Here is a 22,342-nt window from a genome sequence, read left to right as displayed (position 1 = left end):
GGCGGCGGGGGCGGCGGAGCCGGAGCCGGTGCCGGCGCGGGCGGCGGGGTCGGCGCCGCGGGCCGTGGGCCCGGCTTGACCGATGAGCCTGCCGACGCGGCGGCCGGGCTGGCGACCTTGGCCGGCGCGCCGTTACCGGATGCCTTCTGCGGCGCGGACTTGGCGCCGAACGATTCGCGCAAGCGGCGCGCGACGGGGGCTTCGACAGTCGACGACGCCGACTTGACGAACTCGCCCTGGTCCTTCAGTTTTGCGAGGAGTTCCTTGCTGGTGACACCGAGTTCCTTCGCCAACTCGTGTACGCGGGCCTTACCTGCCACTACATCTCCATCTCTAGAGGCGATGGCGGTGGTAGGCGCCGCGCCTCGGGTTAGCTATGACACATGGTCATCGGGACTTCACGGTGTGCTCATTTTTCTCGCTACCTGTTCTGTCGACCGGGCGTCCGAGTGCCTCGAGATTTCCTCGACGTACTCGGTCACCGCGGTGAGGTCCGGTGAACCGGTGATCCGCAGCGCTCGCACGAACGCTCGCCGCCGGATTGCTGCGTGTAGGCACTGCGGATCGGGATGCAGCCATGCACCCCGCCCAGGCAGATTACCCGCCGTGTCGACGGTCGCGGCGCACTCGCCGTTCCCGCCGACTGCGACCACTCGGAGCAGTTCGACAGCCAGCTCTCGCTTCCGGCACCCCACACAGGTCCGCACCGGCCCGACCGGTAGGTCGGCGGTGCGCCCCCGTTGGGACACCGGAGTCTCGCGCTGGATCACGGCTGAGTCTACCGCCACGGACCCGTTGCGCCGAAACCGTGGTCCGGGTGTGGGTTTCTGCGAGCGCTCAGGCGTCCCGAGCCGCTCCGTGCGTCGCACCGCGTCCGGACTGCGCCGGCCCGGCCGGGCCGGTCGGTGCGGCGTCGCTACGGATGTCGATACGCCAGCCGGTGAGCCGTGCGGCCAGGCGGGCGTTCTGGCCCTCCTTGCCGATCGCCAGCGACAGCTGGTAGTCGGGCACCACCACGCGCGCGGCACGGGCGGTCTCGTCGATCACCGAGACCGACACCACCTTGGCGGGCGACAGCGCGTTGGCGACGAAGCGCGCGGGGTCGTCGTCGTGATCGATGATGTCGATCTTCTCCCCCGACAACTCGCTCATCACGTTGCGCACCCGCTGACCCATCGGCCCGATGCACGCGCCCTTGGCGTTGAGGCCGGGCACCCGGGACGCGACGGCGATCTTCGAGCGGTGGCCGGCCTCCCTGGCCACCGCGACGATCTCGACCGATCCGTCGTTGATCTCCGGCACCTCGAGCGAGAACAGCTTGCGCACCAGGTTCGGGTGGGTTCGCGACAGCGTGATCAACGGCTCACGGGCACCGCGCGAGACGCCCACGACGTAGCAGCGCAGCCGGTCCCCGTGCTCATAGCTCTCGCCGGGCACCTGCTCGGCGGCCGGGATCACCCCTTCGGAGCCCTTGGTCTCGCTGCCCATCCGGACGACCACCAGCCCGCGGGCGTTCGCGCGGGCGTCGCGCTGGATCACCCCGCCGACGATGTCGCCCTCGCGGGCGGAGAACTCCCCGTAGTTCTTCTCGTTCTCGGCGTCGCGGAGGCGCTGCAGGATCACCTGACGTGCGGTCGTCGCGGCGATGCGGCCGAATCCCTCTGGGGTGTCGTCCCACTCGTGCACCACGTTGCCGTCGGCGTCGGTCTGGCGGGCGATCACCTTCACCACGCCGGTCTTCCGGTCGATGTCGATGTGGGCGTCGGGTTCGTGGCCCTCGGTGTGCCGGTAGGCGGTGAGCAACGCCGACTTGATGGTGTCGACCACGACGTCGACCGTGATGCCCTTGTCCGCCTCGATGGCATGTAGGGCCGCCATGTCGATGTTCATTCCACACCCTCCTTCCGGGGTTGTCCCGCCAGTTCCAGCTCACGCGAATTGGGAGCCGAGAATTCGACCTGCACAACAGCTTTGGTGATCCCGTCGAGCGGCAGCTCGCGTACCGACAGGGTGGGCCTGTTGCCTTCGCGGACGATCAGCCGCACCAGGCCGCCCGCGGTCTCGCCGAGCCGGCCGGTCACCTGGGACCCGTCGGCCAGCGTCACCTCGACCTTGCGGCCCTGCGCGCGCCGGAAGTGTTTCTCGGCGACCAGGGGGCGCTCCACCCCGCGTGAGGTGACCTCCAGGACGTATTCGGCGTCGGCACCGTGACCGGTGTCGGGGTCGAGACGGTCGAGCAGCTCGGAGGCCGTGCGCGAGAGGTCGGCGATCGCGTCGAGGCTCACGCCGCCGTCGGCGTCGGCGATGACGGTGATCCGTGGCGGCTGGGTCGAACCGTCGATCACCACGTCTTCGATCTCGTAACCGGCGCGCGCGAACTCGCCGTCGAGGACGGCGATCACCTGCTCCTGCGTCGGTAACCCGGACGATCGTGGGTCGGGCGCCACGGCGAGCTCCTCGTCTTGAGTTGTCCGGACACGACTCCCCGGGCTCGGTCGCCCGTCGAGGCGTCACCTCGAACCCCAGGAATCGACCTTCCACGATACGCCAGCCCGCTGAGCGCACGCGCGAAACGGCAGCGCAGGCGGCCCGCGGTGCTGCCGCGGGCCCGTCGGGCACCACGCTCGTCGGCGTCGAGCGCCCAGGAGGGGCAATGGCAGGATGTTGCTCGTGCCGAGCGTCAATCCAGTCGTCAGCAGGCGACGCGTGCTGGTGGGCGCGGCCACCCTCAGCCTGCTGGGAGCCGCCTCCGCCGCCTGCGGCACGCCGCCTCCGCCGCCCGAGGTCGACGAGTTGATCGCGCAGATCGAGCGGGCGCGCAACGACGGCTCCCTGGCCACCAGGGCGGCCGCGGCCGCCCGCCCGCCGCTGGCGCAGACCCTGACCGAGCTGGCCGCCGAGCGTGCCGAGCACGTCCGCGCGCTCGAGGACGAGCTGACGCGCCTGGTGCGGGCCGGAGCGCCGACCACGACCACCACCTCGTCGTCCACCCCCGCGGAGCCGGTGAAGCCGCCGACCGCCGCCGAGGTGGCCGGTGCGCTGCGGCAGTCCGCCGAGAGCGCCGCGGGCCTGGCGGCCCAGCTGTCCGGCTACCGCGCCGGCCTGCTCGGTTCGATCGCCGCGGCCTGCACGGCCGCCTATCTGGTGGCGCTGGCGCCGGAGGAGTCGTCGTGACATCACCCGAACCGGCCATGCCGACACGGCCGTCCGGCCCCGACACCGGCGCCCTCTACGACGCCGTCGCCACCGAGCACGCCGTCATCTACGGCTACGGCCTGGTGTCCGCGCACTCGACGCCGGAGCTCAACTCGCTGGTGTCCGCGTCGATGGCCGAACACCGCGAACGCCGCGAAGCCGCGATCGGGATGCTCGACGGCAGGTCGGTGGAGGCACCGCTGCCCGAGCCCGGTTACCAGCTGCCGTCGCGGGTCAACAGCCCGACCGACGCCGCCGAGCTGGCCGCGCAGATGGAGCGCGACACCGCGACGGCGTGGCGGGCGGTGCTCGAGCAGGCCACCACCACCGAGGACCGGACGTTCGCGGTGACGGCGTTGACGCAGTGCGCGGTCAGGATTGCCCGCTGGAACCGGGTGCTCGACGTCTCGCCGGTGACCGTCGCGTTCCCCGGCGGCAACGAGTAGGAGGCGTCAGCCGGCGATCGCCGCGGATATCTCGGTGGCCGCCGCGTCGACGGCGATCTCGCGCGTCTCACCGGTGAACCGGTTGCGCAGCTCGACGGTGCCGTCGGCCCAGCCGCGGCCCACCACCACGATCCACGGCACCCCGAGCAGCTCGGCGTCCTTGAACTTCACCCCGGGCGAGGCCTTGCGGTCGTCGAGCAGCAGGTCGACACCCAGCCGGTCGAGGTCGGCGGCCAGCTCCATCGCGCCTGCGCGGGCGGCCTCGTCCTTGTTCGCGATCACCAGGTGGGCGTCGAACGGCGACACCGACGAGGGCCAGCGCAGACCGATCTCGTCGTGCTGCTGCTCGGCGATCACGGCGACCAGCCGGGACACGCCGATGCCGTAGGAACCCATGGTCAACCGCACCGGCTTGCCGTCCTCGCCGAGCACGTCGACGGTGAACGCCTCGGTGTACTTGCGGCCGAGCTGGAAGATGTGGCCGATCTCGATGCCGCGGGCGCTGACCAGGGGGCCGGCGCCGTCGGGCGACGGATCGCCGTCGCGGACGTCGGCGGCCTCGATGGTGCCGTCGGCGGTGAAGTCACGTCCCGCCACCATGCCGACCACGTGCTTGTTCGGTGCGTCGGCACCGGTGATCCAGGTCGTGCCGTCGACGATGCGCGGGTCGACCAGGAATCGGACTCCGTTGTCCGCCAGTGACTTCGGGCCGACGTAGCCCTTGACCAGGAACGGATACCTGGCGAAGTCGGTGTCGTCGAGCAGCGCGTACTCGGCGGGTTCCAACGCGGCGCCGAGGCGCTTCTCGTCGATGTCGCGGTCACCGGGCACGCCGATCGCGAGCAGTTCCCACTCTCCGCCGGGTTCGCGGACCTTGAGCAGCACGTTCTTCAGCGTGTCCGCGGCGGTGACGGTGCGGCCCGCGAAGCCGGGCAGGTCGGCGCTGTCCGCCCAGTCGACGAGCGTGGCGATGGTCGGGGCGTCGGGGGTGTCGTACACCGTCGCCTCGGGCAGTCCGTCGATCGGCAGCGATTCCGGCACCCGGGTGATCACCGCCTCCACATTGGCGGCGTATCCGGACTCGAGGCAGCGGACGAAGGTGTCCTCGCCGATCTCACTCTCGGCCAGGAACTCCTCGGAGGCGCTGCCGCCCATCGCACCCGACACCGCCGAAACGATGACGTACTCGACACCGAGTCGGGCGAAGATCCGCTGATAGGCCTCGCGGTGCGCGTGATACGCCTTCTTCAGGCCGTCGTCGTCGACGTCGAAGCTGTAGGAGTCCTTCATCACGAACTCGCGCCCGCGCAGGATGCCCGCCCGCGGCCTGGCCTCGTCGCGGTACTTGTTCTGGATCTGGTAGAGCCGCAGCGGGAAGTCCTTGTAGGAGCTGTACTCCCCCTTGACGGTCAGCGCGAAGAGTTCCTCGTGGGTGGGCCCGAGCATGTAGTCGTTGCGGCGGCGGTCCTTGAGCCGGAACACGCTGTCGCCGTACTCGGTCCACCGGTTCGTCGTCTCGTACGGTGCGCGGGGCACCAGCGCGGGGAGCAGGATCTCCTGCCCGCCGATGTGCGCCATCTCGTCGCGGATGATGCCCTCGATCTTGCGCAGCACCCGCAGGCCGAGCGGCAGCCAGCTGTACAGCCCGGGGCCCACCGGCCGGACGTAGCCGGCGCGGATGAGCAGCTTGTGGCTGGGCACCTCGGCGTCGGCCGGGTCGTCGCGGAGAGTGCGCAGGAACAGCTCGGACATACGGGTGATCACGAGCGCCCACCTTAGCTTGAGGTCTCAGAGCTCTCCGGCGTCGAACGCCTCGCGGGTGTGCTGGGCCACCGCGATCTGACGTGCCGTGAAACCGATGAACAGGGCAGCCGCCCCGACCAGGATCGCGATGGCCGCCACCCACAGCAGGGCATAGGTGTAGCCCTGGCCGAGCGCGTCGAGCTGCGCGTCGGTCATGTCCGTCACCGGGCCGGTGGTGCCACCCAGGTAGAGCGTGCGTGAGGTCTGCACCGCCTGGATCGCCACCAGCATCAGCGGCCCACCGAGGTTGAACACCATCAGCGTGATCGACGAGACCGGTCCGATCTCGCGCGGGCCCACCTCGGCGATGGCGCACAGCGGCAGCACCACCGAGATCACCCCGATGCCGAAGCCGGCGAACAGGATCGGGACGAACAGGTCAGGGAAGTAGGCGACGGTGCGCGTCAGGGTGGAGCCGAACAGCATGGCGCCCAGCACGAAGACACCGGCGCCGATCACCACCCAGCGCGGCGCGATCCTCGGCGCCAGCCGGGTGGCGACCACGTTGCCGACGCCGAAGCCGACGGCGAAGGGCAGGAACCCGATGCCCGCCTGCAGCGCCGAGTAACCCATCACGTCCTGGATGTAGAGGCCCATCATCACCGAGATGGTCAGCATCACGCCGCCGGCCAGGAAGTACGCGGCGAGCGTCGCCACCCGGTTGCGGTCGTCGAACACCGAGAACGGGACGATCGGGTGCGCGGCCCGGCGCTCGACGAGCAGGAACGAGATGAAGAAGACGGCCGCGGCGGCGGCCGCGGTGAAGACGAACGGGTCGATCCAGCCGCGCGGCGGGCCCTGGGTGAAGACCAGCACCGCGGCCGTGCAGCCGAGCGTGGCCAGCAGCGCCCCCACCACGTCGAGCTTGAGCCGCTCGTGGTGGGTCTCAGTGATCCGGTAGACCGCGACCGCGATCACCGCGATGCCGATCGGCACGTTGATCAGGAACGCCAGCCGCCACGACACGACGGTGAAGGCGCCGCCCAGGATCAGGCCGAGCACCGATCCGGCGGCCTGCATCGCCGCCGAGACCGCCAGCGCCCGGTTGCGGGGAGCGCCGATCGCGTAGGTGGTCGCGATCAGCGCCAGCCCCGTCGGCGCCGCCACCGCCGCCCCGGTGCCCTGTACGGCGCGGGCGATCACCAGCGTGGTGCCGTCGGTGGCCAGGCCGCAGACCAGCGACGCGAGGGTGAACACGCCGACGCCGGACAGGAACGCCCGCTTGTGCCCGATCGCGTCGCCGATCCGGCCGCCGAGCAGCAGCAGCCCGCCGAAGGCGAGCACATAGGCGGTGACGACCCAGCTCTTGGCGGCGTCGGACATGTCGAGGTCGGACTGGATGCGCGGCAGCGCGACGATCACGATCGTGCCGTCGAGCGTCGACATCAGCTGCATGCCGGTGATCGCGACGATCGCCACGCCGAGCACCGAGGAGGTCAGCGGCTGCGACCCGGAGGACCCCTGCGCCGACATGGCTCACGACCCTACCGTGGTGATTTCGGCGCGCCCGGTGACGCGGTGCGGCGGTGAGCGCGCCGAGAATCACTCAGAAGTCGGCGGTGGCGGCGTTCTCGCGCTGGGCGGTGACGTCGTCCAGCCGGGCCCGCAACGCCCCGGTGATCAGCGTCCAGGCGTCGGAGCCGAGCACCAGGCGGCGGGGCGGGTCGCTGGAGTCGGCGGCGCGGATGATCGCCGCGACCGTGCGCTCGGGGTCGTCGGTCATCTCCTCGACGGTGGTGGCAGGCGCGTCGGCGGGGCCGCCGCGGTAGGGCTCGCTGAGCGGAACACGCGCCGCCGCCTCGAAGAAGCCGGTGCGCACCACACCCGGTGCGATCAGCGTGGTGCGGATGCCGAACGGCTCGACCTCGGCTGCGAGGGCGTCGAAGAAGCCCTCGATGCCCCACTTGGTGACGTGGTACAGCGAGAAGGCCGGGAACGTCATGTGCCCGCCCATGCTCGACATCTGCATCAGCAGGCCGCCGCCCTGGGCACGCAGGTGCGGCAGCACCGCGCGGGCGAGCTGGATGGACGCGGTGAGGTTGGTGGCGATCATCTGGTCGATCTGCTCGTCGGTGAGGTCCTCCGCGACGCCGAACACCCCGTATCCCGCGTTGGACACGACGACGTCGATGCGGCCGTGTGCGGCGAAGGCCTCGGCGACGACCGCGCGCACTGCCCCGGTGTCGGTGACGTCGAGCGCGCGCCGCCACAGCCGGTCGCCGTGCCGCGCCGCCAGATCGTCGAGCTGTTCGGGTCGCCGCAGCGTCGCGGCGACGGTGTCACCGCGTGCGAGCAGCTGCTCGACGAGTTCGCGGCCCATGCCGCGGGACGCACCCGTGATGAACCAGGTCCTGGTCATGTCGAACTTCCCTTTTTTCGCGCTTCTGCCCGAGTCAACCACCCCGAGCCGGCGGTACATCCATGCGGGAGATGAGCAATCCGAAGGCCACCCATACGTGATGCGCATGCCTAGGGTGGGGTCGTGACCGAGATGACGCTCGAGGGGCTGCGGGTGTGCCGCGAGATCGCACTGCTGGGGTCGTTCACCGCCGCCGCCCGGTCCCTGGGGTACTCACAGCCCGCGGTCTCGCGGCAGGTCGCGGCGATGGAGGACGCCGCCGGCTACCGCCTGTTCGCCCGTGAGGTGCGCGGCGTGAGCCTCACGCCGGCAGGCGCGGTGGTGGTGGAGCACGCGGCCCGCGTCCTCGGCGCCACGGCCGCGCTCCGGCACGAACTGGAGGGCCTCGGCGACCGGCTCGCTGGACGCGTCGCCGTCGGCGCGTTTCCCGCGGCGATGGCCGTGCTGGTGCCGCGGGCCGTGGCACGCCTGGCGGTCGAGCACCCGGGGCTGAGCGTGAGCCTGCGCGAGGCCGCCACGCCGGCGCTGCTGCGCGAGCTGCGCGCGGGCCGGCTGGGTATCGCCGTCATCGGCGCGGGCGCGGGCTTGCCCGACTACGACGTCGACGGCCTCGCCGCGCGCCGCATCTACGCCGGGGACCTGTGCGTGGCCGTACCGGTCGGGCACCGGCTGGCGGCCGCAGGCCCGGTGGCGGTCCGCGAACTCTCCGACGAGGCGTGGATCGCGGGCACGGGCTCGGCGGGCGATCCGCAGTTCACCGCGTGGCCGACGCTGTCCGATCCGGTGATCCGGCACCGGGTGGCCGGCTGGCCGGCACGGCTCGGACTGGTGGCCGCCGGCCTCGGGATCTGCCTGATGCCGGAACTGGCGGCGAAGTCGGTGCCCGACGGTGTCACCACCGTGGCGGTCGACGACCCGAACTGGCTGGGCCGCAGCACGATGGCGCTCACCGCGGCGGACGCCGGTGACGAGGCCGGCGCGGTGGTCGCCGCGCTGCGCTCGGTCGCCGCAGAGATCTCGGGCTAGAGCTCTCCGGCGTCGATCGCGTCCTTGACCTCTTGGGCGTGCGCGACCTGCTGGCTGGTGTAGCCGATGAGCAGGGCGGCGCCGCCGACCAGGACCGCGACGGCGGCCACCCACAGCAGGCCGTAGGTGTATCCGGCGTCGAGGGCCGCGAGCTGGGTGGTGTCCATGTTCTTCACCGGCCCCGTCGTGCCACCCAGGTACAGCGTGCGGGAGGTGATGACGGCCTGGATGATCGCGAGCACGATCGGCCCGCCGAGGTTCTGCATCATCAGCGTGATCGCCGAGACCGGACCGATCTGGTCGAACCCGACGCCGGCGATGGCCGACAGCATCAGCGCGACGAAGATGATCCCGATCCCGATGCCGCCCACCACGAGCGGGATGACGAGGTTCGGGAAGTACGGGATGCCGCTGTTGAGCGTCGAGCCGTAGACCATCGCGCCGAGCACCAGGATTCCACCGGCGATCACCAGGATCCGCGGCGGGAAGATCGACACCAGCTGCGAGGACAGCGCCAGCCCGATGCCCATCGCGATGGCGAACGGGATGAAGCCGATACCGGCCCGCAGCGGGCTGTAGCCGAGGATGTCCTGGACGTAGAGGCCGATCAGCACCGACAGGGTGAACATCACGCCGCCGGCCAGGAAGACCGCCCCGAACGTGGCCAGCCGGTTGCGATCCTTGAACAGTTCGAACGGAACCACCGGGTTCTCGGCGGTGCGCTCGACGATGATGAACGCGACGAGGCAGATCAGCGCGGCGATGCCCGAGCCGATGGTGACCGGTGAGACCCAGCCCTGCTCGGGACCCATGGAGAAGGCGAGCACCGCCGCCGTGCAGCCCAGGGTCGCCAGGAGCGCCCCGGTGGCGTCGAGCTTGAGCCGCTCCTTGTGGGTCTCCCGCAGCGCCGTGTGGGCGAGGTAGACGATCAGCAGCCCGATCGGGAGGTTCACCAGGAAGGCCAGCCGCCAGGACACCTCGGTCAGCGCGCCGCCGACGACCAGTCCCATGACGGAACCGACACCGGTCATCGCGGCGAACACCGCCGTGGCGGCGTTGCGGGCCGGGCCCTTCGCGAACGTCGTCGCGACGAGGGCCAGTGCGGTGGGCGAGGCGATGGCGGCGCCGACGCCCTGCAGCAGCCGCGCGATCACCAGCGTGGCCTCGTCCCAGGCGATGCCGCACAACACCGAGGCGATGGTGAACAGCGCGACGCCGACGATGAACGTCCGCTTGCGGCCGATGGAGTCGCCGAGGCGCCCGCCCAGCAGCATCAGTCCGCCGAAGGTGAGCACGTAGGCCGTGATGACCCAGCTGCGCCCGGCATCGGACAGGTTCAGTGAATCCTGGATCTTGGGGAGCGCGACGATGGCGATGGTGCCGTCCATCGTGGCCATGAGCTGCATACCGGCGATGGCGATCACCGCGGCGAAGAACCGCCGCGACGGAACCCAGGCCGGAGCCTTGGCGGTGCGTGCCTTGGCCGACTTGTTGCTCGACGGCACAGCCCGCCCGGAACCCCCGGCGGCATCGCTGAACATGGCTGCGCGCTCTGCGTCATTGAGAGCCGTCATAACGGGTTACCTTACAGTAATCTTAAGAACCCTTTAACCGCCGAAGGCCGCGACGGGCCCGATCACGATGATCGCGGGAGGTCGGATGCCCTCTTCGCGGATCCGCTGCGGCGCGTCGGCGAGTGTCGCCCGCAAACTCCGTTGAGCCGACGTGGTTCCGTGCTGGACCACGAGCACAGGGGTATCCGCAGGTCGGCCGCCGTCCAGCAGGGCCTTGGCGAACAGTTCGATGCGTTCCACCGCCATCAGCAACACGATGGTGCCCGAGAGCGCGGCGAGCGCATCCCAATTCACTAACGATTCGGGATGGTCCGGCGCGACATGCCCGCTGACCACCACGAATTCGTGCGTGACGTGGCGATGGGTGACCGGGACGCCGGCCAGCGCCGGGACACCTATGGCACTGGTCACACCGGGCACCACGGTCACCGGAATCCCCGCCTCGACGCACGCGAGCACCTCCTCGTACCCGCGTGCGAACACGAACGGGTCGCCGCCCTTGAGCCGCACCACGAACTTGCCCGCACGCGCCCGGTCGACGAGCACCTCGTTGATCGCGTCCTGCGCCATCGCCCTGCCGTAGGGGATCTTGGCGGCGTCGATCACCTCGACGTGCGGCGCGAGTTCCGCGAGCAGCTCCGGCGGCGCCAGCCGGTCGGCGACCACCACGTCGGCCTGGGACAGCAGCCGCCGCCCGCGCACGGTGATCAGCTCCGGATCGCCGGGCCCGCCGCCGACCAGCGCGACGCCGGCCCGCATCGTCTCGGAGGTGTCCGCGGCGATGAGGCCCTGCTGCATCGCCTCGTGGATCGCCGAACGGATCGCGGCCGAGCGGCGGTGCTCACCCGAGGCCAGCACCCCGACCGCCAGGCCCTCGTACTCGAAGGACGCCGGGGTCACCGCCGTCCCGTCCCTGGCCACGTCGGCGCGCACGCAGAAGATGCGCCTGCGCTCGGCCTCGGCGACGACCGCGGCGTTGACGTCGGGATCGTCGGTCGCGGCGATCGCGTACCAGGCGCCGTCGAGGTCACCGTCGCGGAAGTCACGCAGCTGCAGTGTGATCCCCGTCATGGCCTCGACGGCCGGGGTGGCGGCGCGGGCGATGACGTGCACGTCGGCCTCGTTGGCGATGAGCAGCGGCAGCCGGCGCTGCGCGACGGTTCCGCCTCCGACCACGACGACCTTCTTGCCGGCCAGCCGCAGTCCTACCAGGTAGGCGTTCTCGGTCACCCGGCGAGCTTAGAGCCGCGCCGCGGCGGCCACGAAACGGGTGACCGCCGCAGGCACCGAGGCCGGATGGGTGTGCAGGTACGACGCGTGCACGTTGCGGTCGAGGGCACCGTCCTCCGGCGCGCAGGCCCGATCTCCGGAGAACCTCCACGCCGGGCCGTAGTCACCGGTGAACTTGGTTGTGGTGCGGTGGAATTCGTGGCCGGTCACGGTGTCGCCGACCTGGTACATCACCGACTCACCGGTCGCCAGCGCGCTGCGGTAACCCAGTGTGAGCCGCGGGGTGAACTCCGCCGAACCCGACAGCACGCCGCACATCGGGTGGCCGTCGAGTTCGTCCACCAGGTACGTCAGTCCGCCGCATTCGGCGTGCACCGGCGCACCGGCGGCGGCCAGCCTCCTGATCTGTTGGCGCAGAATGTCATTGGCGGACAGTTCGGCTGCGTGCTGCTCGGGGAAGCCGCCCGGCAGCACCAGCGCGGCGGTCCGCGAGGGCAGCGGATCGGTCAGCGGGTCGAAGTCCACCACCTCGGCTCCCGCGGCGCGCAGCATCTCGGTGTGCTCGGTGTAGCGGAAGTTGAACGCGTTTCCCGCCGCGACGGCCACCGTGACGCCGTTGCCCACGGGTTCTGCGGTGGCGGGGTCCCACGGCGGGTCACCGACCCGGCTGGTCGCGACTGCGCGGATGCCCGTCAGGTCCAGGTGGCGGCCCACCACCTCGGTCATCGCCTCCACCGCCTCGCGGGCCTGCGCACCGTGCTCGCCGGCGGTCACCAGACCGAGGTGGCGTGACGGCACGGCGAGTGCTTCGGTGCGCGGTATCGCCCCGAATACCGGCAGCCCGACGTACTCGCAGGCCTGCCGCAGCACCTGTTCGTGGCGCGGTGAGCCGACGCGGTTGAGGATCACCCCGGCGATCCGCACGGCCGAGTCGAAGCCGACGAAGCCGTGCAGCAGGGCGGCCACGCTGTGGCTCTGACCGCGGGCATCGATCACCAGCACCACGGGCGCGCCCAGCAGCGCGGCCACCTCTGCGGTGGAACCGCGGGCGGGCCCGGTGATCGGCTCGTCGCTGATTCGCCCGTCGAACAGCCCCATCACACCTTCGACGACGGCGAGGTCGGCACCGTCGCTGCCGTGCCGGTAGAGCGGCCCGATCAGCGACTCGCCGACCAGCACGGGGTCGAGGTTGCGGCCGGGCCTGTGCGCGGCCAGCGCGTGATAGCCCGGATCGATGAAATCCGGGCCCACCTTGAACGGCGCGACAGACCGGCCCGCCCGGCGCAGCGCGCCCATCAGACCGGTTGCGACGGTGGTCTTCCCGCTGCCCGAGGCCGGGGCGGCGATGACCAGGGCGGGCACGCTCACCGGGTCACCACTCGATCCCTTTCTGGCCCTTGCGGCCCACATCCATCGGGTGCTTGACCTTCGTCATCTCGGTCACCAAGTCGGCGGCGTCGAGCAAGGCCTGCGGCGCGTCGCGGCCGGTGATCACCACATGCTGGTTGCCGGGCCGGTCGGCCAGCGTGGCGACGACCTCGTCGACGTCGACCCATCCCCACTTCAGCGGGTAGGTGAACTCGTCGAGCACGTAGAAGTCGTGCCGCTGCTCGGCCAGCCGGCGGGTGATCTCGGCCCACCCGTCGGCTGCGGCCGCCGCATGGTCGTCGGCACTGCCCGCCTTGCGCGACCACGACCACCCGGAGCCCATCTTGTGCCATTCGACGGGCCCGCCGACGCCGTCGCGCTCGTGCAGGCGACCGAGTTCGCGGAACGCCGCCTCCTCGCCCACCTTCCACTTCGCGCTCTTGACGAACTGGAACACCGCGATGTCGAACCCCTGGTTCCACGCCCGCAGCGCCATCCCGAACGCCGCGGTCGACTTGCCCTTGCCCGGACCGGTGTGCACGGCCAGCAGCGGCGCGTTGCGGCGGGCGCGGGTGCTCAACCCGTCGGCGGGAACGGTCAGCGGGCGGCCCTGGGGCATGGCGGTCCTCCTCGGTGGTTCAGGCCGCGGTGCGGTCGGCCCGGCTGACCACCCGGGTCAGCTCGTCGGCGTGCAGATGTGCCAGCCGCACCGCCGGGGCGCCCAGGTGGGCGGCGAGGTCAGCGGCCAGACCCAGTCGCACGAATGACGTCTCACAGTCCACCACGACCGCCGCGGCGCCCTCGGCGACCAGCCGTGCGGCGGCGGCCCGCGCCCTGCCGACGGGATCCGGCCCGCCGGTCGCCCGGCCGTCGGTGAGCACCACTACGAGTGCGCGCCGGGCCCGGTCGCGGGCCTTCTCCCGGACCACCACATCGCGGGCGGTCAGCAGTCCCTGGGCGAGCGGAGTACGGCCGCCGGTGTCGAAGCGGGCCAGCCGCCTGCTCGCGATGTACACCGACGACGTCGGCGGCAGCAGCACCCGTGCCGCGTCGCCGCGGAACGTGATCACCGCCACCTTGTCCCGCCGCTGGTAGGCGTCGCGCAGCAGTGACAGCGTGGCGCCGCCGACCGCCGCCATCCGGTCGCGGGCCGCCATCGACCCCGACGCGTCCACCACGAAGATCACCAGGTTGCCCTCGCGGCCCACCCGCACCGCGCGCCGCACGTCGTCGGGTCCCGGCCGCGGACGTCCCGCCGCGCGTTGCGAATTGGCGGCGGCCAGCAGGGTGCCGAAGATGTGCACACCGTGTCCCACGCCGGGGTCGGCGGTGGCCGACACGACGGTGCCGGTCCGGTTCCTTGCCCTCGAACGCCGGCCGGGCGCGCCCTCCCCCACCCCGGGCACGGTCAGTGCCCTGGTGCGAAACACCCCCGAGGGCGCCGCGTTGGAACGGGTCGGCGACGGCGAATCCTGTTGCTTGCCAGGCGCTTCCGCGGCACCGTCGGGCGATGCCCCGCCACCCGGCGGATCGGGTTCCGGATCCTCGGGCCCGGACTCCGCGTCGGCGCTCTGCGCACCGGCCTCCTCCATCGCCTCGTCGAGGCGCTGCGGATCCAGACCGGGGTCGTCGAACGGGTCGCGGCGACGACGGTGCGGCAGCGCCAATTCGGCGGCCACCCGGATGTCCTCCTCGGCGACGGTGATCGCGTCGCTCGCCCCGGCGACATCTCCCGTCGCTTCGCTCGCCCCAGCGTCGGCGGCCCGCCAGGCGGCGTGGGCGACGGCGGTGCGCGCCACCACCAGGTCGGCGCGCATGCCGTCGACGTCGAACGCCGCACACAGCGCGGCGATACGGCGTAACTCGCTGTCGGGCAACACCACCCGGCCGACCAGGGCGCGGGCGCCGGCGATGCGGCGGGCCAGTCCGGCGTCGGCTTCGGCGTAGTAGGAGGAGAAGCCTGCCGGATCGGCCTCGTAGGCCAGCCGGGCGCGGATCACGTCGGCGCGGACGTCGACGTCGCGGGAGGCCGCCACGTCGACGGTGAGCCCGAAACGGTCCAGCAGCTGCGGCCGCAGCTCCCCCTCCTCGGGGTTCATCGTCCCGATCAGGACGAAGCGGGCGTCGTGCGAATGCGAGATGCCGTCACGCTCGACGTGCACCCGGCCCATCGCCGCCGCGTCGAGCAGCACGTCGACCAGGTGATCGTGCAGCAGGTTGACCTCGTCGACGTACAGCACGCCGCCGTGCGCGCGGGCCAGCAGACCCGGCGAGAACGCATGCTCGCCGTCGCGGAGCACCTTCTGCAGGTCAAGCGAGCCGACCACCCGGTCCTCGGTGGCCCCGATGGGCAGCTCGACGAGCCGCGCGCCGGCGTCGACGGCCGTGAGCACCCGGGCAAGGGCGCGCACCGCCGTCGACTTGGCGGTGCCCTTCTCCCCGCGGATCAGCACCCCGCCGATCTCCGGGCGCACCGCGCACAGCAGCAACGCCAGGCGCAGCCGGTCGTGTCCGACGAGTGCGCTGAAGGGGTAGCCGGGTTCGGCGGTCACTGCGCCGCCCCCGACGCGGCCCGCAGCATCGGCACGTGCGGGATCCCGTCGTCGAGGAATTCGTCGCCGTCGCGGACGAAGCCGTGGCCGCGGTACATCTCCTCGAGATAGGTCTGCGCGTCGATGCGGCAGGGATGGTCGCCGACGTCGGCGAGGGCGGCCTGCATCAGCCGGTGGGTGTGGCCGTGGCCGCGCGCCTCGCGCTTGGTGCACACCCGGCCGATGCGGAAGCCCTTCTGCCCGCCGGGATGCTCCTCCATCAACCGCAGTGTCGAGATGACCTCTCCGTCAACACCTTCGAGCCAGAAGTGCCGGGTCTCGGCGAGCAGGTCGCGGCCGTCGAGTTCCGGGTAGGGACATGCCTGTTCGACGACGAAGACCTCGACACGCAACTTGAGCAGCTCGTAGAGCGTTGCCGCATCGAGGTCCTTCGCCCAGCTGCGCCGCAGCGCGACAGTCATCCGCCGACCACGTCAGGCAGTGGCCGCGGTGGGTGAATGCTCGGTGCCTGCAGTGTTTTCGTGGTCGACGGTGGCAGGCATCCCGCTCGCCGGCCGGTCGAGCTTGAGGACCTTGGTGCCGTGCGCCCACACCTCGTCGAACAGCTTCGGCTCGTTGGACAACTGGACGCCGAGTGACGGCACGATCTCCTTGAGCTTGGGCAGCCAGGTCTGGTAGCGGTCGCCGAAGCAGCGTTCCATCACGTCGAACATCGCGGGCACGGCCGTCGACGCACCGGGCGACGCGCCGAGCAGGCCGGCGATGCTGCCGTCGGCCGCCGTGAGCACGGTGGTGCCGAACTCCAGCACGCCGCCGCGGCCCTTGCGGCGGACCACCTGGACGCGCTGGCCGGCGATGTCCAGCTCCCAGTCGGAATCTTGTGCGCTGGGCGCGAATTCACGCAGTACATCGACGCGGTCGGCCTCGCTGAGCCGCAACTGGCCGATCAGGTACTTGACCAGGCCCAGCTCGGTCACACCGACGCCGAGCATGGATGCCAGGTTGTTCGGCCGCACCGAGAACGGCAGATCGGTGACCTTGCCCTGCTTGAGGAACTTCGGCGACCAGCCGGCGAACGGACCGAACAGCAGGTACGACTTGCCGTTGATCACCCGGGTGTCCAGGTGCGGCACGGACATCGGCGGCGCGCCCAGCGGCGGCTGGCCGTAGACCTTGGCCTGGTGGCCTGCGGTCAGGCGCTGATTGCCACTGCGCAACCACTGGCCACCCACCGGGAACCCGCCGAAACCCTTGGCCTCGGCGATGCCTGCGCGCTGCAGCAGCGGGAGCGCGCCACCGCCTGCGCCGACGAAGACGAACTTGGCGTTGAGCTTGCGCTTGGCGCCGGTGCGCCGGTTGACCACCTTCAGTGTCCAGCTGCCGTCGGACTGCTTGTCCAGATCGCGGACCTCGTGGCCGAAGTAGGTGGTCATGCCCTGCTTTGCGGCGAAGCCGATGAGCTGACGCGACAGCGAACCGAAGTCCACGTCGGTGCCGTCCTGGGTCCAGTTCAGCGCCACCGGGTCGGAGAAGTCGCGCTGCTCGGACATCAGCGGCAGCCGGCGGGTGAACTCGTCGCGGTCGTCGATGAACTCCATCGTGGCGAACAGCGGGTTGGTGACCAGCGCGTCGTACCGCTTGCGCAGGTACTGGACGTTCTTGGCGCCGCTGACGAAGCTGACGTGCGGGATCGGGTTGAGGAAGCTGCGGACGTCGGGCAGCACGCCGTTCTCCACGGCGTAGGACCAGAACTGACGCGACACCTGGAACTGCTCGTTGACGTGGACAGCCTTGGCGATGTCGATGTCGCCGTCGGGCAGTTCGGGGGTGTAGTTGAGCTCGCACAGCGCCGAGTGGCCGGTGCCCGCGTTGTTCCACGGGTCGCTGCTCTCCGCGGCGGCGCCGTCGAGCCGCTCGATCAGCGTGATCGACCAGTCGGGCTCCACCAGCCGGATCAGGGCGGCCAGCGTCGCGCTCATGATCCCCGCGCCCACCAGCACGACGTCGGTCTGGGTGGCTGCCTCTGACTTCGACACTCGGCCCTCACATGCTCACACGGTCCGTTCGAGACGGTTCAGCACTCAGGTTATCCCGACACCGTTGCGCCAAACCGGCCCAGGGCTGTGCAACTCCTCACCCCCGTGCCGGTGCGCGGGCTCTAAGGTGGCTGTCGTGACCGGCTGGGAGCCCGACGTTCTGCCCGGCTACTGGCAGCACACCGTGGAGCTGGGCACCGACCCCGATGGGGAGGGCGAACTCTTCGCGACCGTGGTGCGCCGCGGCGACGCCCGCCCGGCCGCGCACGCGGTGCTGCTGGTGCACGGGTTCACCGACTACTTCTTCCACACCGAGCTGGCCGACCGGCTGGCCGCCCGCGGCTTCGCGTTCTACGCGCTCGACCTGCACAAATGCGGCCGCTCGTGGCAGCCGAGCCAGACCCCGCACTTCACCACCGACCTGAGCCGGTACGACGCCGAACTGGAGCGGGCGTGCGAGATCGTCGCGGCCGAGACCGGCGGCGCCGACGTGCTGGTGATGGCGCACTCGGCGGGTGGGCTGATCGTCCCGCTGTGGCTGGACCGGCTGCGGCGACGTGACCGCACCGCGCAGTGCGATGTGACCGGTCTGGTGCTCAACAGCCCGTGGCTGGATCTGCAGGGCCCGGCGATCCTGCGGTTCGCCGGCACCTCGGCGGCGATGTCGGCGGTGTCGCGGCTGCGCAAGCGACAGGTGGTGCGCACCCCGGTGCCCGAGGGGGGCTACGGGGCCTCGCTGCACCGCGACTACGCCGGCGAATTCGACTACAACCTGGACTGGAAACCGGTCGGCGGGTTCCCCGTCACCGTCGGCTGGCTCGCCGCGATCCGGCGCGGGCACGCCCGGTTGCACCGCGGACTGGACGTCGGCGTGCCCAATCTGATCCTGCGGTCCGACCACAGCGTGCGCGAGGTGCGCGACCCGGCGGGCCTCGACGCCATCCAGCGCGGTGACGCGGTGCTCGACGTCCGGCAGATCGCGAGGTGGGCGGGCTGCATCGGGAACCGCACGACCGTGGTGCCGATTGCCGACGCCAAGCACGACGTGTTCCTCTCCCTGGCCGGGCCACGGGCGGTGGCCTACCGTGAACTGGACCGCTGGCTGGACGGGTACCTGCCGGACACACGTTCCGACACGCCGTCGGCACGATCCCGACAGGAGTGATGGGTATGGCCGACTTCGACATCGCGATCATCGGCACCGGATCGGGCAACTCCGTCCTCGATGACCGCTACCTCGGCAAGCGGGTGGCCATCGCGGAGAAGGGGCTGTTCGGCGGCACGTGCCTCAACGTCGGCTGCATCCCGACCAAGATGTTCGTCTACGCCGCGGGCGTCGCCCAGCAGGTCCACGACTCGGCCCGCTTCGGCGTCGACGCCCACGTCGACGCGGTGCGCTGGACCGACATCGTCTCGCGGGTGTTCGGCCGCATCGACCCGCTCGCCAGCGGCGGGGAGCAGTACCGCCGGTCGTCGCCCGACGTGGAGGTGTTCGCCAGCCACGCACGGTTCGCCCCGGCGGGTTCCGGTGCCGACGGCTACCGGCTGCGCACCGACGACGGCGACGAGTTCACCGCCGACCAGGTGGTGCTGGCCGCGGGTTCGCGGGCGACGGTGCCGCCGGCCATCCTGGACTGCGGCGTGGCGTATCACACCAGCGACAGCATCATGCGCATCTCGGAGCTGCCGGAGCACATCGTCATCGTGGGTGGCGGTTTCGTGGCCGCCGAGTTCGCGCACGTCTTCTCGTCGCTGGGTTCCCGGGTGACGATCGTGCTGCGCGGCACGACGATGCTCACCCACTGCGACGACACCATCTGCGAACGGTTCACCGACATCGCGGGCAAGAAGTGGGAGATCCGCAGCCGCCGCAACATCGTCAGCGGCAAGTCCGACGAGTCCGGGGTGACGCTGCACCTCGACGACGGCTCGAATCTGCACGCCGACACCCTGCTCGTCGCCACCGGCCGCATCCCCAACGGCGATCAGCTCGACGCCCACCACGCCGGCGTCAAGGTCGAGGACGGGCTGGTGGTCGTCGACGACTTCCAGCGCACCACGGCGCGAAACGTCTACGCGCTGGGCGACATCAGTTCGCCGTATCAGCTCAAGCACGTCGCCAACCACGAGGCGCGGGTGGTCAAGCACAACCTGCTGCAGGACTGGGACGACACCGACAACCTGATGCCCGCCAACCACCGCAACGTGCCGTCGGCGGTGTTCACCGAGCCGCAGATCGCGTCGGTCGGGCTGACCGAGAACGAGGCCCGCGCAGCGGGATACCGCATCCGGTCGAAGGTGCAGGACTACGGCGACGTCGCCTACGGCTGGGCGATGGAGGACGCGACCGGCTTCGCCAAGCTGATCGTCGACGACGACACCGGGTTGCTGCTCGGCGCGCACATCATGGGACACCAGGCGTCGTCGATCATCCAGCCGCTCATCCAGGCGATGGCTTTCGACCTGCCTGCCCAGGACATGGCCCGCGGCCAGTACTGGATCCACCCGGCGCTGCCGGAGGTGGTGGAGAACGCCCTGCTGGCGCTGTGCGGCGAGCCACCGTGGCCACCGCCCCGACGGCACTGATTCACGCCTTCACGCCGCGCAGCAGTCGCGGGGCAGGTAGCCGCGGGCAGCGGCCACCTCGACCAGCAGCAGGCGCAGAAGCCTGCGGCCGCGGTGCAGCCGTGACATCACGGTGCCGGGCGGGATGTCGAGGATCGTCGCGATCTCCTTGTAGCGCAAGCCTTCGACGTCGGCGTAGTAGACCACCATCCGCTGGTCCTCCCGCAGCGCCTGCAGCGCCGCGCGGACGTCCTCGTCGCCCATCGCCTCCAGCGCCGTGAGTTCGGCCGAGGGCAGGCCCCGCGACGAATGTTGCGCTCCCGCAGCGAATTGCGCGTCGGTGAAGTCGTCGGAGAGCACCTCGTCGGGCCTGCGCTGCGCGGCACGGTAGGAGCTGATCCAGGTGTTGGTCAGGATGCGCAGCAGCCAGGCCCGCAGGTTGGTGCCGTCGGCGTAGGAGCCGAATCCGGCGTAGGCCTTCGCCATGGTCTCCTGGACCAGGTCCTCGGCGTCGGCGGTGTTGTGGGTGTAGCGTCGTGCGGCCCGGAAGAGCTGGTCCAGCAAGGGCAGTGCGTCCCGCTCGAAGCGGGCCCTGCGCTGGTCGTGATCCTCTGTCGCGGTCGTCACGCCGACAGCCTGGCATCTCAAGTGGACTTGAGGTCAAGCGATTTTCAGCGCGCAGGCACCACGAAGCCCCATGGCAGTTCCAGCCGGTGGGCGGCCAGCAGGGCGCTGTCGGCGAGCACCGAGCCGATCGGCCCGTCGGCGACGACGACTCCGCTGTCCATCACCACCGCCCGCTCGCACAGCTGCGCGGCGTACGGCAGGTCGTGGGTCACGACGAGCATCGTGGCGTCGAGTGTCAGCAGGGTCTCGGCGAGTTCGCGGCGCGCCACCGGGTCGAGGTTGGCCGACGGCTCGTCGAGCACCAGGATCTCGGGCCGGCAGGCCAGCACGGTGGCCAGTGCCGCGCGCCTGCGCTGCCCGGCCGACAAATGCGACGGGTTGCGATCGGCGAGCCCGGTCGCCGAGACCGTCGCCAGCGCCTTGCGCACGCGGCTGTCCAGCTCGTCGCCGCGCACCCCGAAGTTGGCAGGCCCGAACGCCACGTCCTGCGCGACCGTCGGCATGAACAGTTGGTCGTCGGGGTCCTGGAACACCAGACCCACCCGGCGCCGGATGTCGCGAACGGTCTTGCGGCCGACGGTGACACCACCGATCGCGACCGAACCGGCCGTCGCCGTCAGCACACCGTTGAGGTGCAGCATCAACGTGGTCTTGCCCGCCCCGTTGGGGCCGAGCACCGCCACCCGTTCACCGGCGGTGATGGTCAGGTCGAGCCCGTTGAGTGCGGCCCGGCCGTCGGGATAGGTGTGGTGCAGTCCCTCGATCCGCACCGCCGCAGGCACACTCATGCGGACACCCAGGCCGCCGCGCAGACCGCAACGGCCGTCACCGCCGGCGCCATCGCGGCGGCCCACAGTGCAGGCCTGGCGCGGGCAGGAGCGCCGACGGCGGCGAGATCGGGTGCCGCGCCGTCGAAACCGCGCGACAGCATGGCGACGTACACGCGTTCCCCGCGTTCGAAGGACCTCAGGAACAGGGTGCCGACCCCGCGGGCGACGGCGCCGGCCTGGTGCAGTGCCCGCGGCGAGTCGCCGCGCGAGATCCGCGCCATCCGCATGCGTCCCGCCTCCGCGGTGAGCAGATCGACGTAGCGGATCATCAGCACCAGCACGGACGTCAGCACGGCGGGCACCCTCAGCCGGCTCAGCGCGGCGGGCAGTTCGGTGGCCTGCGTGGTGGCGGCGAACGTCAACGCGGCCGCCACCCCGAGCGTGCCCTTGACGACGATGCCCCATGCCGCATAGAGGCCGGTGACCGAGAGGTCCAGCCCGGCGACGGTGACCCTCGCACCTCCGTCCGTGAACGGCAGCAGCGCCGCGAGGACGACGAAGGGCGCCTCGATGAGCATGCGTGGCAGCACCCAGCGCGCCGGGATGCGGGCGACCGACCAGCACGCCACGACGACGGCGGCATAGGCCGCGTACGGCCAGAACAGCTCCCGGGGTGTCGCGACGACCGCGAGGACGAACACGACCAGGCAGACGATCTTGACCTCGGCAGGCGTCCGGTGCACGACCGTGTCGCCGTGGCGGTAGAGCGGGTGTGCGCCTGCGCCCATGGG

The 22,342-nt window shown here is 71.1% G+C and carries 21 protein-coding genes and 1 pseudogene; 5 read left to right on the top strand and 17 right to left on the bottom strand.

Annotated elements, in window-relative coordinates:
• The 4 genes from O6P37_RS24650 to rimP form a co-directional block, all read right to left on the bottom strand.
• The coding region (locus O6P37_RS24650; RefSeq protein ID WP_269896530.1) for a translation initiation factor IF-2 N-terminal domain-containing protein at positions 1–320 on the bottom strand (320 nt) is incomplete at its 3' end.
• Between the two features lie 78 nt (positions 321–398).
• Positions 399–653: a YlxR family protein gene (locus tag O6P37_RS24645; protein WP_408633248.1), complete on the bottom strand. Its 255-nt coding sequence runs from the start codon at positions 651–653 to the stop codon at positions 399–401.
• 184 nt (positions 654–837) lie between these two features.
• On the bottom strand, positions 838–1,890 hold the full coding sequence (gene nusA / locus O6P37_RS24640) for a transcription termination factor NusA (RefSeq protein ID WP_269896528.1): 1,053 nt from the start codon (positions 1,888–1,890) through the stop codon (positions 838–840).
• The gene (gene rimP, locus O6P37_RS24635; protein WP_269896527.1) at positions 1,887–2,447 is read right to left on the bottom strand and encodes a ribosome maturation factor RimP; all 561 of its coding nucleotides are present in this window, start codon (positions 2,445–2,447) and stop codon (positions 1,887–1,889) included. The genes nusA and rimP overlap by 4 nt, the downstream gene beginning before the upstream one ends.
• Positions 2,448–2,661: 214 nt before the next feature.
• On the opposite strand from rimP, the gene O6P37_RS24630 reads away from it, so the two are divergent.
• On the top strand, positions 2,662–3,174 hold the full coding sequence (locus O6P37_RS24630; RefSeq protein ID WP_269896526.1) for a hypothetical protein: 513 nt from the start codon (positions 2,662–2,664) through the stop codon (positions 3,172–3,174).
• The gene (locus tag O6P37_RS24625) at positions 3,171–3,641 is read left to right on the top strand and encodes a ferritin-like domain-containing protein (RefSeq protein ID WP_269896525.1); all 471 of its coding nucleotides are present in this window, start codon (positions 3,171–3,173) and stop codon (positions 3,639–3,641) included. Before O6P37_RS24630 ends, O6P37_RS24625 begins: the two co-directional genes overlap by 4 nt.
• Positions 3,642–3,647: 6 nt before the next feature.
• Here the strand turns inward: O6P37_RS24625 and O6P37_RS24620 are convergent, their stop codons facing one another.
• The 3 genes from O6P37_RS24620 to O6P37_RS24610 form a co-directional block, all read right to left on the bottom strand.
• On the bottom strand, positions 3,648–5,405 hold the full coding sequence (locus O6P37_RS24620; protein ID WP_269896524.1) for a proline--tRNA ligase: 1,758 nt from the start codon (positions 5,403–5,405) through the stop codon (positions 3,648–3,650).
• A 24-nt stretch (positions 5,406–5,429) separates the two neighbouring features.
• A complete protein-coding gene (locus O6P37_RS24615) occupies positions 5,430–6,917 on the bottom strand; it encodes an MFS transporter (protein WP_269896523.1) in 1,488 nt (495 codons plus the stop codon).
• A gap of 73 nt (positions 6,918–6,990) precedes the next feature.
• Complete coding sequence (locus tag O6P37_RS24610) at positions 6,991–7,803, bottom strand: SDR family oxidoreductase (RefSeq protein WP_269896522.1); 813 nt, start codon at positions 7,801–7,803, stop codon at positions 6,991–6,993.
• 132 nt (positions 7,804–7,935) lie between these two features.
• Here O6P37_RS24610 and O6P37_RS24605 point away from each other — a divergent pair, with 132 nt between their 5' ends.
• Complete coding sequence (locus O6P37_RS24605; protein ID WP_269896546.1) at positions 7,936–8,829, top strand: LysR family transcriptional regulator; 894 nt, start codon at positions 7,936–7,938, stop codon at positions 8,827–8,829.
• Here O6P37_RS24605 and O6P37_RS24600 read toward each other — a convergent pair.
• The 7 genes and pseudogenes from O6P37_RS24600 to mqo all read right to left on the bottom strand — a co-directional run bounded on the left by O6P37_RS24600 (position 8,826) and on the right by mqo (position 17,532).
• Entirely contained in the window at positions 8,826–10,403 is a 1,578-nt protein-coding gene (locus O6P37_RS24600; RefSeq protein WP_269896521.1) for an MFS transporter, read from the bottom strand. The two genes, O6P37_RS24605 and O6P37_RS24600, sit on opposite strands and share 4 nt — an antisense overlap.
• A 33-nt stretch (positions 10,404–10,436) precedes the next feature.
• Positions 10,437–11,633 (bottom strand): uroporphyrinogen-III C-methyltransferase, encoded by a 1,197-nt coding sequence (gene cobA, locus O6P37_RS24595; protein ID WP_269896520.1) that lies wholly within the window; start codon positions 11,631–11,633, stop codon positions 10,437–10,439.
• A pseudogene (locus tag O6P37_RS24590) lies at positions 11,630–13,001 on the bottom strand (cobyrinate a,c-diamide synthase). The gene cobA and the pseudogene O6P37_RS24590 overlap by 4 nt, the downstream one beginning before the upstream one ends.
• 4 nt (positions 13,002–13,005) lie before the next feature.
• Positions 13,006–13,620 (bottom strand): cob(I)yrinic acid a,c-diamide adenosyltransferase, encoded by a 615-nt coding sequence (cobO, locus tag O6P37_RS24585; RefSeq protein ID WP_269896519.1) that lies wholly within the window; start codon positions 13,618–13,620, stop codon positions 13,006–13,008.
• Positions 13,621–13,639: 19 nt separating this feature from the next.
• The gene (locus tag O6P37_RS24580; protein ID WP_269896518.1) at positions 13,640–15,553 is read right to left on the bottom strand and encodes a VWA domain-containing protein; all 1,914 of its coding nucleotides are present in this window, start codon (positions 15,551–15,553) and stop codon (positions 13,640–13,642) included.
• Positions 15,550–16,014: a GNAT family N-acetyltransferase gene (locus O6P37_RS24575; RefSeq protein ID WP_264015107.1), complete on the bottom strand. Its 465-nt coding sequence runs from the start codon at positions 16,012–16,014 to the stop codon at positions 15,550–15,552. The genes O6P37_RS24580 and O6P37_RS24575 overlap by 4 nt, the downstream gene beginning before the upstream one ends.
• Before the next feature lie 12 nt (positions 16,015–16,026).
• Positions 16,027–17,532: a malate dehydrogenase (quinone) gene (gene mqo / locus O6P37_RS24570; RefSeq protein WP_408633247.1), complete on the bottom strand. Its 1,506-nt coding sequence runs from the start codon at positions 17,530–17,532 to the stop codon at positions 16,027–16,029.
• Between the two features lie 193 nt (positions 17,533–17,725).
• Between mqo and O6P37_RS24565 the strand changes: the two genes are divergently transcribed.
• Positions 17,726–18,754 carry an alpha/beta hydrolase gene (locus tag O6P37_RS24565; RefSeq protein ID WP_269896516.1) on the top strand — a complete coding sequence of 343 codons (1,029 nt, stop codon included), beginning with the start codon at positions 17,726–17,728 and terminating at the stop codon, positions 18,752–18,754.
• A gap of 5 nt (positions 18,755–18,759) precedes the next feature.
• Positions 18,760–20,175, top strand: a complete 1,416-nt coding sequence (gene mtr, locus O6P37_RS24560) for a mycothione reductase (RefSeq protein WP_269896515.1) — start codon at positions 18,760–18,762, stop codon at positions 20,173–20,175.
• 9 nt (positions 20,176–20,184) lie between these two features.
• Here the strand turns inward: mtr and O6P37_RS24555 are convergent, their stop codons facing one another.
• Genes O6P37_RS24555 through cbiQ form a run of 3 tightly spaced genes read right to left on the bottom strand, consistent with a single transcriptional unit; the run spans position 20,185 to position 22,339 of the window.
• Positions 20,185–20,781, bottom strand: coding sequence for a sigma-70 family RNA polymerase sigma factor (locus O6P37_RS24555; RefSeq protein WP_269896514.1), 597 nt, complete (start codon positions 20,779–20,781; stop codon positions 20,185–20,187).
• Between the two features lie 44 nt (positions 20,782–20,825).
• On the bottom strand, positions 20,826–21,569 hold the full coding sequence (locus tag O6P37_RS24550) for an energy-coupling factor ABC transporter ATP-binding protein (RefSeq protein ID WP_269896513.1): 744 nt from the start codon (positions 21,567–21,569) through the stop codon (positions 20,826–20,828).
• On the bottom strand, positions 21,566–22,339 hold the full coding sequence (cbiQ, locus tag O6P37_RS24545; protein ID WP_269896512.1) for a cobalt ECF transporter T component CbiQ: 774 nt from the start codon (positions 22,337–22,339) through the stop codon (positions 21,566–21,568). The genes O6P37_RS24550 and cbiQ overlap by 4 nt, the downstream gene beginning before the upstream one ends.
• Between the last annotated feature and the right edge of the window lie 3 nt (positions 22,340–22,342).

This window comes from Mycobacterium hippophais (genome assembly GCF_027529605.1).
Taxonomy (GTDB): Bacteria; Actinomycetota; Actinomycetes; order Mycobacteriales; family Mycobacteriaceae; genus Mycobacterium; species Mycobacterium arseniciresistens.
This window is presented reverse-complemented; position numbering and strand designations above follow the sequence as displayed.